The following is a 15,011-nucleotide window of genomic DNA, read 5'->3' as shown; positions in this document are numbered from 1 at the left end:
TCATGTATAACCTGTCTATGGCGGGACCAGGAGAAGGTTTCACTACACCTCAAAGAATCATGTATTTTAAGAAATCATCGATCGACATCCCTGTATTTTTAAGGTAATATCAAAATTACAGAATAAATTGGTAATAGCGGGAGGCCATCATGCACAGAAATAATAATTTGTATCAGTTTTTAATGGACAATGCAGACAGGATCACTGATGAATGGTATGAAATGGCCAGTAAAAACAGTTCAGACGGTGTATACGCATCAAGTGATCCTGACATTATCCAGAACATTAAACGACAAAACAATGGGTTTCATAAGCGGTTTTTTTCGGTGTTTATCCAAAGTGAATCTGCCTTTTTGGAAGGGATCGAAGAATGGATTCATGAGATCGCGCAGGACGAAGAGCACCATAACACCCCCCTGCACCTGATTCTAAGAGAGTTTAACCGGACACATGAACAGTATGGGAAAATCATTGAAGAATTTGTAGAAACTGTTGAAAATGACTACAGTATTCACGAGATTATCAGATGGTACCGTGTTCTTGACCGCATGTTCAGTGAAATTACTGTCTGGTTTGTCGAAGAGCATACCAACTATTCTAAAAAAAGAATAGAAGCACAGCAGGAACTGATTAGTAAATTAAGCTCCCCGGTCATTACCTTAAATGAAGAGGTTGCCCTCCTTCCTATCGTAGGTGACATCGATTCTGCCAGATCCAAAATCATTATGGAAAAAACACTTGAACGCTGTTCGACACAGGGTGTCAATTACCTGCTCATGGACCTGTCGGGGGTAGTAACAATTGATCAAAACGTGGCTGAAGAGCTGATGAACCTGATCGACGCCCTCCAGCTGATCGGCGTTTCAACGACCCTGTCAGGAATGAGACCTGAAATGGCCCAGGCCACTGTAAAGCTCGGCCTGTCTTTCGGTCATGTGTCCATCAAGCCGACTCTCGCAGAAGCGATACGGTTCAGAGAATTCCCATTGAATTAACGAGAGCTCCCCTGATTATTGGGGGAGCTTTTTTGTGGTGCCTGTTTTGTCGTGCCTGTCACTCCCCTAATTTCGATGCTTATTTTTTATAAAATCATACATCGCATAAACAAGCAGACATACAAAGCCTGCAAATGGAAGCATAGAAGTAAACACACACGGTCCCCGTTTCTCTCTTTTGTCATATTTTAGCACGTATGACAAAACACCGGCATCGTTCTTTTCCACAAAAAAACCAGAGCTTAGGAGAACCGCCCTGGTTATACTTTATTCACATCCGTCATGTCCCAATTACTCCGGCGCTTTTCCGTCCAGAGAATATGGCGCACCGCTCACGTCATTGTCCTTTGAAACCGGATAGGCCCAGCCGCCGATCACTTCTCCCTCAATAATCATGACGGTTGCCTTTGTTTTCCCCATGCCAAACGCGTTGTCCAGTGGATGCTCTTGGACGGTGAATGTTATTGTAATAATCATTTGACCAGAAAAAGATTCTGCAATATGTTCCTGAACCGCCCAGATCTCTTCATGAGGCTGAGCCCGCTGTTTGGAAACCAGGTCTTCATCTGTAAACGTGTATGTCCCTTCCCGGTCCATTGACAGGACCTTGAATCCCATTCCTTCAAGATGTGTTTGTGCAATGAGAGCATTGTCACTGAGAAGAGCCTGGCTGCTGCAGCCTGAGACAAGCAGGATGAGTAGAGCTGCTGCTATTGGTGCGATGCGGATCATTGTCATTCCTCCTTTTGAGGTGCCTGTCACTCCTCGAATCCTTAGGTCTTTTCCCTCTGCTTTTTTTTTGCAAAAAAGTACTATGGATACGACAAAGTTCGGGTGGTGACAGGCACCATTTGACGTTTTGGAAGTTTTTAATACGCTTTGTTGTGGTAGGTACTAAAGTGAGAGTTTTTTAAAGGAGGGTAACCGATGAAGCCTGAAATTTCACATAAGAAAGACTTCTTAGACGTCAAAGCAGGCCGTTTCCGGTTGTATTTCAGAAAAAGATATCGGCTCATCACCACGGTGAACGATCTTCTGATCGGTCTTTTCTTTGTTACAGGAAGTATATTGAACTTCTTTTCATCTGCAGAAATTTTTGGTATGGTTCTGTACCTGTGCGGAAGTCTCCTGCTTGGAAGCCGGCCTGTGCTAAGGATTATGCATGATGCGGAGCTCCGTAACGAAATGAAAGAGTCGAGTAACTATAATCCTGCGAAAAAGCAGGAGTAGCCGTCCTCATGGATTCAGGATTGGGATCATTCCTGAATCCATGGCAAGACCGATAGCAAATTCCGTCGCCAGACCTCTTTTCATCTATCATTTCTTCTTCTATTTAATTAAACCTTCCCGCTTGGAATATTAATGGATTTTCATAGAATTTATTCGGGGAAATTTAAAATTTATCCGGTGTTTTCCACCATTTAACCGGTTTTTTTACCCCAGCCCACCCGATCACCCGGCCACCTGTTCATGCTTGTGACTCCAGTAAAGAAGAACGGTGACCCCAACCGTAATTAATGCAAATAAACAGATGAGAACAGTATGGTACAATACCGGAATGCCAAACACGTTGTATGCCTCAAACGTTTGAAACAGGCGCTCTGTGCGTATCAGTTCCATATAGCTGAATGCAGTGACGTACTCCATCATCCCGTGCTCCAGCCCCAGCTGCCTGATCACATAAGGCGCCGCCAGAACACAGCCACTGATAAAAAATGCAACCATGGCATTTCTCGTAAGCTGGGAGCATACAAGAACCAGCACACCGAAAACGAGACTTCCGAAGAATTGAACGGTCAAAGTGGCACCCCAAAATTCAAGAACGTTCCACGCAAACGGGGACTGACCATAAGGACTCCACCAGGCAAACATGGACGACCACAGGCTCTGGATCGGAGCGTCCCACCCTCCCAGACCGCCAAATTTGACTACATGGATAACGGTATTTACCACATGCAGGGAAACAAAAATCGCTGCAATATACGTGATTCCGGCCAGAAGCTTTGCAGTAACCAGTTTCTTTCTTCCATGCTTCGTTGCCAAAAGTAAGCCAGCCATTCTTTTCCCGTGCTCGTCTGCGAAAACGGGAGAAAGCCCCACCAGAATAAGAACAGCCAGCAGTATGACACTGAAAAAAGGTTCAAGAAAATCAAACATCCCCCGCCACCCTTCAACAATGAAAAAACCATGGGCTTCTCCTACTTTTTCGTACATCTCCTGCTCTTTTGAAGCGACACGCCAGGCATACGATGAAGGAGTAAGCTCCTCTTTCTTCATCTGCAGATCGGCTTTTCGTTCTTTCATTGCTTCTTTATTTCCCCATGCACTTGCGATTGAAAAATGCACGTTGCCTTCAATAGGATGGAGGTTGTCAGGACTCTCTCCACCGTCCTGCATGACCATCTCTTCCCTGACGATCTCATTCATTTCTTCCGTTACCGGTCCTCCCCAACGCTCAATCAGTTCCTCATGACTCTCATCGAAGACCGGTTCCGGAGGTATAGATTGTTCTCCCCACAGAAGGAGGCCTGTAATGAGGGCAAACACGAGATAGATGCTTGGCTTTGAGAAGATTTTAAAACATTCATGCTTATACACCGTCATCCGCCTCCTCATCAAAGAAATGAACATACACATCTTCCAAAGTGGGTTCTGTATTTCCAGCACGGACATGGGGTTTTTCTTCACTAATGATTCGAAGTGTATTGCCCGCGGCCGTCCGCATTATATTGCTCACCTGATAACGAGCCTGAATCACCTTGGCTTCTTTTTCATCCACAACCGTACGCCACACTTTCCCGGTCATTTCTTCAAGAAGTACCTCTACCGGACTCTGTCTCACCAGCGCTCCCTCTTTCATGAGCAGTACCTCTTTGGCAACCGACTCGATATCAGACACAATATGGGTGGAAAGGAGCACAATTCTGTCCTGGGAAATGTCAGAAAGAAGGTTCCGGAAGCGGATCCGTTCTTTTGGGTCGAGCCCCGCTGTCGGTTCGTCAACAATGAGCACCTTCGGATCGTTGAGGAGCGCCTGAGCAATGCCGAGCCTTCGTTTCATTCCCCCTGAGAATCGGCCGGCTTTTCGTTTCCTGTCACCTTGAAGGTTCACAAGGGTCAGCAGTTCATCAATTTTTTCCTCAGCTTCTTTTTTCCCAAGCCCTTTCAGGCTGGCAAAATACCGGAGAAACCGCTCGGCGGTGAAGTTTTTGTACACACCGAATTCCTGAGGCATGTAGCCCAATACATCACGGTAAGCGTCATCAAGGGTCGCAATGTCCCTGCCGTCGAGGAGAATCCTCCCGGAGGTTGGCCTTAAAATCGAGGCCATCATCCGCATGAGCGTGGATTTCCCGGAACCGTTTGGACCGAGGAGGGCATACACACCTTCTTGAAGATCTGCTGAAAAATGATCTACTGCTTTTTTATCTTTGTATGTTTTTGAGACACGGTCAACGGTCAGATTCAATGTACTCTTCCTCCTCAAACGTAGAAAACCTTTTTGCCAGTTGTTTTGCCTGCATTAAAAACAAACCCACTCCTGTTACAAGTACAGCCCCCTGAAACAACAGACTTCCGTGAACATACTTCTCAATCCAGGTATAGTTGCTTGCAAGAGCCACCATTGTGACAAACCAGATCGAGATGATCGTGATTGGAGCGTTTCTCCCTCTCAGGCGGGATAATACCGCTAATGAGACAGCCGCAAAAATCGTAAACGCTGTTAATGATACGAGAATCATCTCCCACAGTGAAACACGGGCATTCACTGGGACAAAACCGATGATCAGCACGCCATTTAACAGGACATTGTAAGCACCGATAATGAACAACCGCGAAAGCATGACTTCATGTGAGGAATGCCTGCAGCTCATCTCCATTTCCAGCATCCCTTGTTCACGTCCTTTCACAACCTCGGAAACACCTATGATAAAAGGCAGAGATCCGAGTACAATAAACATTGTCAAAGGTGCATCGGTAGAAACCGTCGTCATGGCGTACCCCAACACAAAAAGGAGAACACTCAGCACCCAGTAGGCCGGGCTGATGAGAGATACTTCTGCTGCCGACCGCTTTACAAGCGCGTGCAGACGCTCCATGGACCGGACACGGCCCTTTTGGGGAACATACTGGCGGAGCGTACTGATGGTGGCATCGATCTGTTCTTCGTCCGGATACTTAACAAGAAACTGGTCGAGCTCTTCCTTCAATTCCTTATCGTCCAAATGCCACATGCCGTCCGTTTCATTATCCTTCACGTCTCTCCTCATCTCGGTTCCCTCCTTGTAACAATGCCTTTAACTTCCCCACACCCTGTTTGAGTCTTGATTTCACTGTTGCTTCTTTTGAATCTGTAATCGTAGCGATCTCGTTAATTTTCATTTCGTGATAGTATTTTAGAATGATTGCTTCCCGTTGCATTTCCGGGAGCTCTTTGATCGCAGTCTTCACCTTTTCGCTGTCTTCTTTTTTGCTGAGCATGTCCCAGACGTTTTGTTTGTGATCAGGGATGAGCGGGTTAAGCTCGTTTTCCCGGTTCTGCTGCTTGTATGGCCGGCTTCTGAAGTAATCCCGGCAGTGATTCACCGCAATTCGTGACAGCCAGTGGGTAAACTTCCCGTCATTCTTGTACTGGTCCAGGGCTTTCATCATTTTCACGAACACGTCCTGGGTCAGGTCGTAAGCAAGATGATGATCACCAATCTTGCGGTATATGTAGGCAAACACTGTTTTGTAATGCTTCTTGACGAGTACTTCCATGGCCGCTTGACTGCCGTCTTTTATTTCTTTAATGAGTTCTTCATCTGTAGGCATCATTTTGCTGCGGCGCCCTGCCACTCCCGGGGTATTGTCGACATAAAAGCGGGCACCTCTTTCACCACCTCTACTAATAGTAACGAATTTTATTTGGAAATGGTTTTATGAATTTGGAAAAAAGAGTAGATTTGGATAAAAAAAGAGCCCGGGCTTCTGGCTCGGGCTTGTAGGTGAGGAGAGGATTCATGATAAACCGGACAAATTCATGATATTCTCCTACGGATTCATGATAAACTCCTGCGGATTAAGGAAAATCTAATAAATTCATGATAAACCACCGTCCCGGCTCACTCCGGTCAGAATATCCCCTCCGCATCCCGGGGCAGTTCCCGCACACGCTCCAGATACACGGTCATATTCCGGTCGTCCGCCTCCGGATATTCATAGGACAAGTTCTCTGCGACCTCTCTTGCAAGCGTCCGGAACAATTCGCATGCGGCGAACACCGCTTCCCACGATTCCTCCACACCAGGCCCTGCATACGTCTTTTTATACAGATCCCAATAATGCTCCGGAAGGTACGTCTTAAAGTACTTTCCCATCTTCCCCGGCGACATGACGAAATCTTGTTGCATGCTGATCCACCAGGAAACGATCTGATCCAGCGGCCTTCGTACCACCTGCTCAAACATCCCTTTCGCGTAGGGAAGTTCATCACGCCACAGCCCTTTCCCGACGTTTTGCATGCACCACCAGAACTCATTGCATGCACCTTCGAATCTCGCTTTTTCAGGCCACGTCACATGATAATCAACGTCCGTCGACTCTGGAATGGCAGGCAGAACAGCATCTTTATCCAAAAGCGGTATCGTAAGTGAATCCTGACCATACTCTTCTCTCATGACCTCTTCTGTCTGAATGTGAAGATCAATCCGGTTCCCGTCCTTAAACAGCATCAGGTAGCAGTAGGAACGGTTCAGGTTCACATCCATGCCGAGCAGCTTGTCATTTTTGTCCGGCTCCTGAATCATAAGCAGGTCACCAAACACAGAGATCCATTCTTCATCCTGGATAAAGCTCATTGTCTCTGTCACCACATAAACAATATCGTAATCCTGGAAAATATCTTTCGGCACATTGGGATTTGTACGCGACCCGTTCATATAAACCGCTCGGATCCGTTTGTCCTCTTTTGCCACAGTTAAAATCACATCCAGCATTTCCTGTTCCTTACGCAAGTATCGTCCCTCCTAGTCTTCCCTTCCTACGGTGCCACCCTTTTTTATAGCCAGCTTAAGTTTTAACGTGATTGTTTCTTTAAAAACACCGGACGGGTCAATCATCATAAGGGCCTCTCTCATATGCCCTTCAAATGCTTCCGCTTTTTCTCCTAAAAATGCTTTTCTCCCATAAGACGTGGAATACAGGTAGCCGATAATAACATCCACGGTCCAGCTGACCTGAAAGGGAGGCAGCTCGTGAACCTCCAGGGTAAACCGCGAGTCTTCGATTACTTCTTCATGACTCACCTCTGGATGGGAATACGTCGTCTTCCCTGCACGCCTGTTCCTGCCGTACCATTCTTCAACCACGTCATTGACCGTCCCCTTCCACAAAGGACGGCTTTTGGGCGGGGCTTCATCAATGATGATCACCCCGCCTCCCGGGGAAACCTTCGGGTACAGCGAATCCAGCAAAGCACGACGGTCCATCCAGTGAAAGGCTTTTGCGATGATAACAAGCCTGAACGATGAAGGAGCGGTCTTAACAAACGTTTCCGCATCACTGTGAATCCACTCCGCATTGTCCACTCTGTTCTCTTTACTTAGGCGGCTCGCTTCATCAATCATTTCCTCCTCTGTATCGATCCCGGTTATCGTTTCAAACCAATCGGAGAACCGGCATGCAAGCTGACCGGGACCACACCCGGCATCAAGCATCCGGCCGGTACCATCAAGACCAAAGCGCTTCACAGCAAAACGGACGAGCGAGGCCGGATACAAAGGACGGCAGCGGGAATAGTAGCTTGCTGTTCCTTTAAACAAAGTGCTTCCATATTCCATCACACAGATCCTCCTCTGATCATTCTTCTTTGACCATTTTAACATCTTTTTCCATTTTCTTGCGATAAAAAATACCAGCAACTTTCCACAATGTATGCGGTATCCTGTTGCTAAATGTGATTGTAATAGTTCTCTTCAATTCCAGCTTTTTGTTCACTCACTTTTTCATTGAGTAGAGCTTCTTTCGTACGTGCGCTCCATCTCTTGCAGCACAACTCCACCTGTCTTATACCGAACCATCTGAGCAACCGGCTGTTTCTTATCATATCGTATCCTCCTCATGTAACTGTCTCTCTTACATAAAGAATACGCGCTGACAGCTCCCGCTTCCCCGGAGCACCGGTTGAACTTTTCTAAGACTACAGGTGGAGTTTTTACCGGTTAAAACAGCAGTTCCCCTTTGAAAAACGGTACGGTCACTATGTATAAAGCTCCGGCAAAACCAACCAAGAAAGAAATGGACCTGATCCTTTTACGGTAAAATTCATTGCTTTTTACGAAAACAAATTTGGCAGCCAGCGAATACACCGCAAACAGGAGAAACGATACAGCGAACCAGGTCACCCATGTGTTACCTAGAAACATGATTCCAAAGCCTTCGTAAATGTCCCTCAGGACCAGAAGTGTGACAACAAGTCCGAGTCCCAGGAATATGAATGCTTCTGTGTACCTGATCATCTCCTTTTTCCACCAGACCATTTTGATCACCACCTTTACTAGAACAAATGCAGTAAACCGAGCTTCGCGATTCCACTGCAAATGTAACCTTCCTCCTGTTTGTTCTTATCACCTGAAAAAAACAGCGTCAGTCGAATACTTTCATTATCCAATACAAGTTCGGTTACGACTAAAAGAGCCTTGCGTTTCATATAAAAGTAAAAGTTTTACAGATCATGCTATAGTAAAATCAATTCAGGGATTTGGAAGGAGTTTCGTTACTTATGAATAAACAAAGACTAATCTGGCTTACCCTGCTTTCGGCTTGCTGCTTTGTCTGCTTCATGATCGCCGCTTCGTTATCCCCACTCAGCAGCACAGGACCCAATGCAAACGAGTACGGCTCTCCGGTTATGTGGGCAGCTGTCTTTTTCGTTACTGTTCTTTACACAGTCCCTCTTGCTTTATACACGCTCGGCATCGGCTGGATGAAAAAAGTGATGACTGTGTTATGTATCGGAGGCATTTTGACATTAGCGGTTGCCAGTATCGTTATTGCTGGATACAGCTTCTTTTTCGTTACCTTTTCGTCACCAATGGTCTGGACACTGATCTTTTCGTTAATGACGGTTCTCGTGAATGCTGTATGGTTAACTACCGCATTCCGTCCTGTGCATTTGGCACCTTCATAAAAACAACCGTTATTCCCTGCCTCCTTTTTTATATGACTTAAATGTTGTAACCTCTGTAGTAATCTCTGGTATTGTTCGGACAAAATGTCCGTTCGGCCTGAGAAATGGATTCTTGAAGCTTCAAAATATTAATGCCGTAAGTAGTACCCCCTTTTATCTCTGCAAGTACCGAGCGCTATATAATCGCTCCCTTCCCACGGTTATCAGTGGGCTTCTCTAAAGAACACTGCGGTCTATCCTTAACCCTTTTCGATTCGAAATATTTTACAAATGATTCAACATTTCTTAAATTGACCCCATAATCAATCAAAGTAAAACGATAAGACGGTTTACTCTCTATCCAAACCTTCGTTGTTATTTCCGATACAGCTTCAGCCTTACATTCCAGCTTCTCACCAAATGAATAGACCGACGTTTCTTTCTCCCCTCGAATCACGCCTTCCTCTTCATTTACGTATGTGAGCTTTGTTTCTTCCATCACAGATAAAGCCTCTTTACATAAGGAGAATGTTTCTTTATAAGGCATCGAGATAACCATTCCTCTTCTTTGCTTAAGTCTTCCGTCCGCCTTTCTTGCGTCTTTATGCATTAAAATATTCATTGATCCCAGAAAAACAGCCATTATACCGCCAAAGGAAAGGCCGGTTATGAGTGCGATTTGAACAGAAAAAAAGTAATAGTACATGCCTGCTCCAAAAAAAACAGACATTATCACAAACACGAGAAACATTCGTATCATAATATCCCCTCTCATTCTTAATTACTCGTTCCAATTCTACTAATCTACCTCTTTTCAAGAAACCGTTTTATTCTACTTAACTAATGGGAAGAAGTTTGTAAGGAGGGGATTGACCATGAATCCGTATGCGAAGTTCTTAGGGGTAAAAAAAGAAAAGGACCGGCACACGGGATTCCGGCTTCTTAATTATTTTTGCTATGCCGCTTTTATCCTGCTTCTGGCAGCCATTAACACCCCGTTTACCTTGTTCCCCGAAGAGGTTTATTATGTGCCTGCTGTTTTTCTCCTCTTCACTCTTTACCTGGGTGGAAAGACCATTGAAGGCTTTGTGGATGGCCTGCTCCGAGTTGTGTTTATTTTTGGCCTGCCTGCTGCGATATCTCTCGTAACAACCATCGTGTTGTTCCTTGCAGCCTGACAGCTCTTTTTTCATTCAACCGGGAGTAACATTCAGCGGGATCCCGGGCTTCTTATCCCCGGGGGATGCGAGTGTCATAAACACCCCGATGAGAAAAAGAAACGGACTGCCGGTAAAAAAAGCATATGTAAGAGGAATCACCCCGAGAATAACAGGAAGAAAAACGGCCATCCGGTAATGATTAATTCGAAGCGGTCCCCTGCAGTGAGCATAGGGCATAAACTGCTTCCAAATAATGCCGAACTTCACATCCCTCCACGACGCTTTCCCGATATAAACATACCCTGCCGCGTGCAGAAACTCGTGAACAACGATCAACACAATAAATGCAACACCCAGAGGGAATAATATTTCAAATCCGAAACCTTCAACTCCCCAAATGAGGGAGAAGAGAACAAAAAAGAAGAAGTAGCATCCAACGCCCCAAAGGAAGGTGTATTTATTTACTTTTTTGGGGCTGATGGTCCGGTCCTCTATCACGTAATCCTCATTATTCACCTGCATCATCCTCCACCTGCTTTCCCCGGAAAAATGAGCACCGACGAATGCCGGCGTTGCAGCACCGCCAATAATGATTCTCATGGAAACTTCCCAAGTGTGAACGTTTATTTGCGCTCCTCATCATCCAGATCCCTATTCAGAAACGATTCTTCCTCTTCTTTGATCCCGTGCTTTTCTTCTAAATACCTGCCTAAATTTGAGCGGTTAATGCCTTTTCGAACTTCAATGACCAGGAAAAGAATAAGCATGAATACCGAGAAATAGAAGATGGTAAATAAAATATCCATAGTTCCTTCCTGGAATTTGCCGTGCTCAAAGCCTATCGAACATCCGGAGATTTACCATTTCAGTCTCCAAAGGGGAGAAGACGAAACTCCCAATCTATTTAAATGTACCCGGAAAGATAATTATACACAGCTTTTCCTACTTTTCTTATGTACTCCTGTCCCTCAATGTTTGTTTCCAGTTTAACCGTCATCACTGTCACATAAGCCGTTTTCCCATTGAGACAAATCATTCCTCCGTTATGTTCCATGCCGATGTCATCTCCGGTTTTATGGGCAACACGCACGGTTGGAGGCAGTCCGTCGGAGAACAAGTACGGAAGCTTATGATTAATCTGCTGCCCGGTCAGACTTGAGAGAATAAATTCCCTGTTTTCTTCAGTGAGGTTTTTTCCCTGATTGATTGCCATTAAAATGCGGTTGAAATCCCGTGCTGACATGATGTTGTTTAAGGGCTGGGTGTTCGGGTCCGTGTGAATGATTTTTCGTTTGATCCAAGACGAATCGCACCCTGCAGAAACCATCGTTTTTTGAATATAAGGGATGCCAATCCGGTCAATAATGACATTGGTCGCCGTGTTGTCAGAGACCGTAATCATAAGGGAGAGGAGCTGCCGGTTCGTGATCCGGACCTCCCCCGGCATATGGAAAAGCACACCGGTTCCTCCTATTTTCTGTTCCGCTGAAACGATTGTTTCTTCGTCCAACTCAAATGTCCCTTCCTTACTCTTAAGCACCGCTGCGTACACACACGGCACTTTTATCAGACTTGCTGCGATCAGGGGAGTGGCCGAGCCGTATCCGATCTCTCCTTCCTCTGTGTGGATGTGAAGGGAAATGTCCCCTTTTACTTTTTTACTAAGGGTTTGAACGGTGTGGCCAAGTGTCTCAAAATCCAAGTGATTTCTCTCCTTTATTATGCAGCATTTATTACGACCACAAACTTTCAAAAAAAGAACCTGCTCCCTGCGTTGGGCATCGGCTTACTGGATTTTATTCAGCCGTCACCAGCAGTTCTTTGACATGATTGATATCATAATCGCCCCTGATAATATGAGTCGACTGGCTCGAAGGGGTTGTACGGTCGGCAACTTCAAGGTAACCGTCCTTATAAAACGTGAGTGTTGCTACAGGTGCGGAAGACGTCCGGAGTAGCTGGACATTGACGTTTTCACGGGGATGGACATACGTGCTTCCTGGCTTTCTTAAGCTGATTTCACCCAGGGACTCAAGCACTTCATTGATCTTTTCTTCCTCTTCAATAACGGTTTCTTCAACCACGTGGTAATGGTCATTATAATGAGTAATGCTGATCGTACTTACATGATCCCGCTCCAAATCATCAAGGACCGCCTGCTGGACGGAGGTGAGTGTACTGATATAAAACCAGCCAGCCACAGCGGCGGCAGTGAGACTGAAACCTATGAGAACCAGATATGTTTTCTTAATGAAAAATCCCTCCCGTACAATGAACGAATCTACCTTACTTTATACCCTTTCCGCTTAAAACAAGTCTGTTTCACGGTTTAGGAATGGACCAATTTACTGCGTAGTCGTTCTCTTCTGCTTTTTCACCATCATAAAGCAGGTTCATGATCTCACCCGGACCTGTATAGATAAATAATGACGTCTCCACTTTCTCATCCGGCTGGAGTTCCCCGGTAAAAACGTCAAAAGGAAATAAATCAAGGTCCATTCTGGCGAGATGCTCTCTTCCTGTGATCTCATCATCCATAAGAATCGCAAACCTCCCATAGTAAAAGTCCCGATCGATGATTACTGGTGTCTCCGAACGGTTTGCCGCTTCAAACTCAATGATTGCAACCTGTCCAAACTCGATTACTTCGAACTTCTCGATTTGATTATCGTAGCTTCCATTCCGAAAGGTTAACGGTGTGACATGAACCGATGATTGGTCGGCCGTTTCTCCCCAGGCAATCTCAGAAGTCTCTGAACCGGTGCAGCCGATCATAAGTAAAAAGAAAAATAGTGTTAGCGTGTTTTTCAAAACGGCTCCCCCTCTGCTCTCACTGTTTTACGGCTGAAAAGGGTGAGAGGTTTCGCTTTTTTAGAAGATGTTGGTAAAAAAGGGGCAGGTGGTGGACCACAGAAAAACGCCGGTCCCTAAATGGGTCCAGCGTTCGTAGTTGCTCTATTCATTTTCCGAATAAAGTCCTATGGTTTCGACAAAATCCGGGTGGTGACAGGCACCAACTCGTGGATACGTTTGATGTCATAAAGCTTCCCGATCCGCTCCCGGATGCATTCTTTTTCCTGATTATGAAGCGCGTTGTCGTATATAGATTTTACTGACCATCATCTTCGCCCCTATCCATTTGCCGTGTCAGGTGCGCCACCGTTTCAGCCGTATCTTTCCCGTTTTGAATACACGCCCCGATGCCGACGCCGTAATAGGAGCATCCGGCAAGGATCACATTCGGATACAGTGACGCCATCTTGGCTTCCAGCGCCGCTACTGATTCCGTATGCTTCTTATGATAGTTCGGCATGAGGTTATCCCAGTTTGTGACTTCCACTGTGGTCGGCGCTTCCTGAATGCCGAGGCTTTTCTCAATGTCTTTACGGGCAAACGCGGCAAAGGTCTCATCATCCATTTTCTTAAGCTCCGGGTACGACAAGTTTGTGCTTTTATAAAACAGCCTCACAAGGAGTTTCCCGTTCCTGGAGGTGTGGGCCCATTTTTTGCTCGTCCATGTGCACGCATCACAGTGGATGTCATTTTCACCCGAAACGATAAAACCCGTACCGTCAGCCGGCAGCCTGTCTGCCGGGATGTCATACCCGAGGTAGACGGTTTTGATTGAAGAGTTCTTTAACTCGTTAAAATTCACATCCACTTCAGGGCTTCCGAGGAGGCGCTGGGTCACGTCATGAGGAGTACTTAAAACAACCCCGTCAACGGTGAGCTCATTGCTGTTTGACAATTCCAGCCTGTACATTCCGTTTTCTTTATAAATCTTGGACACGTGGACACCTTTAAGGATCGTGTGATCACCGAGCTTCTCTTCCATCCGGTCAATGATGGTGGAAAGCCCACCCTTAAACGAAAGGAACTTCCTGCTCGATCCGGCCTTAAACTGTTCTTTATGTGCTTCCAATCCTTTTATGATGGAACCGTACTTTTCCTTATAATCGATTAAAAAAGGCAATGTTGCGCCTACTGTGAGCTTATCGAGCGTTCCTGAAAAGACTCCGGATAACACCGGTGCAATCTGTTTTTCCACCAGTTCTCCGCCTAAAAAGAACGTAAGGAAGTCCCCCACAGAGCTTTCCTTTGTAAACCCTTCGTTTGGCGTTTCAAGGTCTTTTAAAGCGGCCTTTTTTCCCGCTTCAGATACGAGGGTACTTTCATACAAGGATTTCACACTCGTTGGAATGCCGAAAATCGTATCCACAGGGATCGGGAAAAGCGTATTGTCTGTATAAATGAATGAAACACCCGAGGAATTGTAAACAACGTCGTCCTTTAACCCCAGGTCTTCAATCAACGGCATTACACTTTCGTGCCGGGCCACGATGGAGTCTGCCCCTGTTTCCATAATAAAGCCGTCACGCTCGACTGTATGTATTTTCCCGCCGAGGTGATCGTTCGCTTCGATCATCACAAGCTCTGTGTCCGTCCCGCGTTCTTTCATTTTCCTATTTAAATAGTACATGGCTGTGAGGCCTGTCATGCCTCCGCCGATAATCGCAATCTTCTTCATCGTCATCACACCTACACTGATTTGTCTACCTTCACTTTACCATAACCAAGCTGTGGAAAAAATGAACATACCAAGGACATTTGCGGTCACTCAGACAAAAAAATACCGGATTCCAAGGAAGGAACCGGTATTCAAACATCTATAAAAGTCCTATGAATTCGACAAAATCCGGGTGGTGG

Annotated in this window: 20 protein-coding genes; 4 read left to right on the top strand and 16 right to left on the bottom strand. The window is 45.8% G+C overall.

The features are described from left to right. The first annotated feature begins 149 nt into the window (after window positions 1-149). Entirely contained in the window at window positions 150-995 is an 846-nt protein-coding gene (locus EBO34_RS18220) for an STAS domain-containing protein (protein WP_122901252.1), read from the top strand. 291 nt (window positions 996-1,286) lie between these two features. Here the strand turns inward: EBO34_RS18220 and EBO34_RS18215 are convergent, their stop codons facing one another. Beyond that, window positions 1,287-1,727 (bottom strand): hypothetical protein, encoded by a 441-nt coding sequence (locus EBO34_RS18215; RefSeq protein ID WP_122901250.1) that lies wholly within the window; start codon window positions 1,725-1,727, stop codon window positions 1,287-1,289. Between the two features lie 195 nt (window positions 1,728-1,922). On the opposite strand from EBO34_RS18215, the gene EBO34_RS18210 reads away from it, so the two are divergent. Further along, window positions 1,923-2,225, top strand: coding sequence for a YrhK family protein (locus tag EBO34_RS18210; protein ID WP_122901248.1), 303 nt, complete (start codon window positions 1,923-1,925; stop codon window positions 2,223-2,225). A 222-nt stretch (window positions 2,226-2,447) separates the two neighbouring features. On the opposite strand, the gene EBO34_RS18205 is transcribed toward EBO34_RS18210, so the two are convergent. The 8 genes from EBO34_RS18205 to EBO34_RS18175 form a co-directional block, all read right to left on the bottom strand. Next, window positions 2,448-3,593, bottom strand: a complete 1,146-nt coding sequence (locus tag EBO34_RS18205) for a hypothetical protein (RefSeq protein WP_183163952.1) — start codon at window positions 3,591-3,593, stop codon at window positions 2,448-2,450. After that, window positions 3,586-4,464: an ABC transporter ATP-binding protein gene (locus EBO34_RS18200; protein ID WP_122901244.1), complete on the bottom strand. Its 879-nt coding sequence runs from the start codon at window positions 4,462-4,464 to the stop codon at window positions 3,586-3,588. Before EBO34_RS18200 ends, EBO34_RS18205 begins: the two co-directional genes overlap by 8 nt. Then, window positions 4,448-5,266, bottom strand: a complete 819-nt coding sequence (locus EBO34_RS18195; protein ID WP_122901242.1) for a hypothetical protein — start codon at window positions 5,264-5,266, stop codon at window positions 4,448-4,450. Before EBO34_RS18195 ends, EBO34_RS18200 begins: the two co-directional genes overlap by 17 nt. Beyond that, window positions 5,244-5,813: an RNA polymerase sigma factor gene (locus EBO34_RS18190; RefSeq protein WP_346725813.1), complete on the bottom strand. Its 570-nt coding sequence runs from the start codon at window positions 5,811-5,813 to the stop codon at window positions 5,244-5,246. Before EBO34_RS18190 ends, EBO34_RS18195 begins: the two co-directional genes overlap by 23 nt. A gap of 296 nt (window positions 5,814-6,109) precedes the next feature. After that, window positions 6,110-6,991: an aminoglycoside 6-adenylyltransferase gene (locus tag EBO34_RS18185; protein WP_122901240.1), complete on the bottom strand. Its 882-nt coding sequence runs from the start codon at window positions 6,989-6,991 to the stop codon at window positions 6,110-6,112. A 12-nt stretch (window positions 6,992-7,003) separates the two neighbouring features. Next, the gene (locus EBO34_RS18180) at window positions 7,004-7,816 is read right to left on the bottom strand and encodes a class I SAM-dependent methyltransferase (RefSeq protein WP_249414148.1); all 813 of its coding nucleotides are present in this window, start codon (window positions 7,814-7,816) and stop codon (window positions 7,004-7,006) included. 110 nt (window positions 7,817-7,926) lie between these two features. Continuing rightward, window positions 7,927-8,082 carry a hypothetical protein gene (locus EBO34_RS20830; RefSeq protein ID WP_183163951.1) on the bottom strand — a complete coding sequence of 52 codons (156 nt, stop codon included), beginning with the start codon at window positions 8,080-8,082 and terminating at the stop codon, window positions 7,927-7,929. A gap of 115 nt (window positions 8,083-8,197) precedes the next feature. Continuing rightward, window positions 8,198-8,515, bottom strand: coding sequence for a hypothetical protein (locus EBO34_RS18175; RefSeq protein WP_122901236.1), 318 nt, complete (start codon window positions 8,513-8,515; stop codon window positions 8,198-8,200). Window positions 8,516-8,757: 242 nt separating this feature from the next. Here EBO34_RS18175 and EBO34_RS18170 point away from each other — a divergent pair, with 242 nt between their 5' ends. Next, the gene (locus EBO34_RS18170) at window positions 8,758-9,165 is read left to right on the top strand and encodes a DUF5391 family protein (protein ID WP_122901234.1); all 408 of its coding nucleotides are present in this window, start codon (window positions 8,758-8,760) and stop codon (window positions 9,163-9,165) included. Between the two features lie 175 nt (window positions 9,166-9,340). Here EBO34_RS18170 and EBO34_RS18165 read toward each other — a convergent pair whose 3' ends face one another. Beyond that, window positions 9,341-9,904 carry a hypothetical protein gene (locus EBO34_RS18165; protein ID WP_142996813.1) on the bottom strand — a complete coding sequence of 188 codons (564 nt, stop codon included), beginning with the start codon at window positions 9,902-9,904 and terminating at the stop codon, window positions 9,341-9,343. A gap of 115 nt (window positions 9,905-10,019) precedes the next feature. On the opposite strand from EBO34_RS18165, the gene EBO34_RS18160 reads away from it, so the two are divergent. Then, window positions 10,020-10,322, top strand: a complete 303-nt coding sequence (locus EBO34_RS18160; protein WP_122901230.1) for a hypothetical protein — start codon at window positions 10,020-10,022, stop codon at window positions 10,320-10,322. Between the two features lie 15 nt (window positions 10,323-10,337). On the opposite strand, the gene EBO34_RS18155 is transcribed toward EBO34_RS18160, so the two are convergent. The 6 genes from EBO34_RS18155 to hemG all read right to left on the bottom strand — a co-directional run bounded on the left by EBO34_RS18155 (window position 10,338) and on the right by hemG (window position 14,832). Then, entirely contained in the window at window positions 10,338-10,904 is a 567-nt protein-coding gene (locus EBO34_RS18155) for a DUF3267 domain-containing protein (protein ID WP_122901227.1), read from the bottom strand. Between the two features lie 23 nt (window positions 10,905-10,927). Next, window positions 10,928-11,110, bottom strand: a complete 183-nt coding sequence (locus EBO34_RS18150) for a hypothetical protein (protein ID WP_122901225.1) — start codon at window positions 11,108-11,110, stop codon at window positions 10,928-10,930. Between the two features lie 98 nt (window positions 11,111-11,208). After that, a complete protein-coding gene (locus tag EBO34_RS18145) occupies window positions 11,209-12,006 on the bottom strand; it encodes a serine hydrolase (protein WP_183163950.1) in 798 nt (265 codons plus the stop codon). Between the two features lie 94 nt (window positions 12,007-12,100). Continuing rightward, window positions 12,101-12,505, bottom strand: coding sequence for a hypothetical protein (locus EBO34_RS18140; protein ID WP_142996812.1), 405 nt, complete (start codon window positions 12,503-12,505; stop codon window positions 12,101-12,103). Window positions 12,506-12,626: 121 nt separating this feature from the next. Then, window positions 12,627-13,115, bottom strand: a complete 489-nt coding sequence (locus EBO34_RS18135; RefSeq protein ID WP_122901219.1) for a hypothetical protein — start codon at window positions 13,113-13,115, stop codon at window positions 12,627-12,629. Window positions 13,116-13,413: 298 nt separating this feature from the next. After that, window positions 13,414-14,832 (bottom strand): protoporphyrinogen oxidase, encoded by a 1,419-nt coding sequence (gene hemG, locus EBO34_RS18130; protein WP_122901217.1) that lies wholly within the window; start codon window positions 14,830-14,832, stop codon window positions 13,414-13,416. Between the last annotated feature and the right edge of the window lie 179 nt (window positions 14,833-15,011).

The organism is Alteribacter keqinensis (genome assembly GCF_003710255.1).
Classification (GTDB): Bacteria; Bacillota; Bacilli; order Bacillales; family Salisediminibacteriaceae; genus Alteribacter; species Alteribacter keqinensis.
Note: the sequence above shows the minus strand (reverse complement) of the source record. Positions and strands in the feature narration are given on the sequence as shown.

What these genes read in the sequence shown, in the direction of transcription:
- EBO34_RS18220 (WP_122901252.1), top strand. Translation starts at nt 150, where the DNA reads ATGCACAGAAATAATAATTTGTATCAGTTTTTAATGGACAATGCAGAC.
- EBO34_RS18215 (WP_122901250.1), bottom strand. Translation starts at nt 1,727, where the DNA reads ATGATCCGCATCGCACCAATAGCAGCAGCTCTACTCATCCTGCTTGTC.
- EBO34_RS18210 (WP_122901248.1), top strand. Translation starts at nt 1,923, where the DNA reads ATGAAGCCTGAAATTTCACATAAGAAAGACTTCTTAGACGTCAAAGCA.
- EBO34_RS18195 (WP_122901242.1), bottom strand. Translation starts at nt 5,266, where the DNA reads ATGAGGAGAGACGTGAAGGATAATGAAACGGACGGCATGTGGCATTTG.
- EBO34_RS18190 (WP_346725813.1), bottom strand. Translation starts at nt 5,813, where the DNA reads ATGATGCCTACAGATGAAGAACTCATTAAAGAAATAAAAGACGGCAGT.
- EBO34_RS18180 (WP_249414148.1), bottom strand. Translation starts at nt 7,816, where the DNA reads ATGGAATATGGAAGCACTTTGTTTAAAGGAACAGCAAGCTACTATTCC.
- EBO34_RS20830 (WP_183163951.1), bottom strand. Translation starts at nt 8,082, where the DNA reads ATGATAAGAAACAGCCGGTTGCTCAGATGGTTCGGTATAAGACAGGTG.
- EBO34_RS18175 (WP_122901236.1), bottom strand. Translation starts at nt 8,515, where the DNA reads ATGGTCTGGTGGAAAAAGGAGATGATCAGGTACACAGAAGCATTCATA.
- EBO34_RS18170 (WP_122901234.1), top strand. Translation starts at nt 8,758, where the DNA reads ATGAATAAACAAAGACTAATCTGGCTTACCCTGCTTTCGGCTTGCTGC.
- EBO34_RS18165 (WP_142996813.1), bottom strand. Translation starts at nt 9,904, where the DNA reads ATGATACGAATGTTTCTCGTGTTTGTGATAATGTCTGTTTTTTTTGGA.
- EBO34_RS18160 (WP_122901230.1), top strand. Translation starts at nt 10,020, where the DNA reads ATGAATCCGTATGCGAAGTTCTTAGGGGTAAAAAAAGAAAAGGACCGG.
- EBO34_RS18155 (WP_122901227.1), bottom strand. Translation starts at nt 10,904, where the DNA reads ATGAGAATCATTATTGGCGGTGCTGCAACGCCGGCATTCGTCGGTGCT.
- EBO34_RS18150 (WP_122901225.1), bottom strand. Translation starts at nt 11,110, where the DNA reads ATGGATATTTTATTTACCATCTTCTATTTCTCGGTATTCATGCTTATT.
- hemG (WP_122901217.1), bottom strand. Translation starts at nt 14,832, where the DNA reads ATGAAGAAGATTGCGATTATCGGCGGAGGCATGACAGGCCTCACAGCC.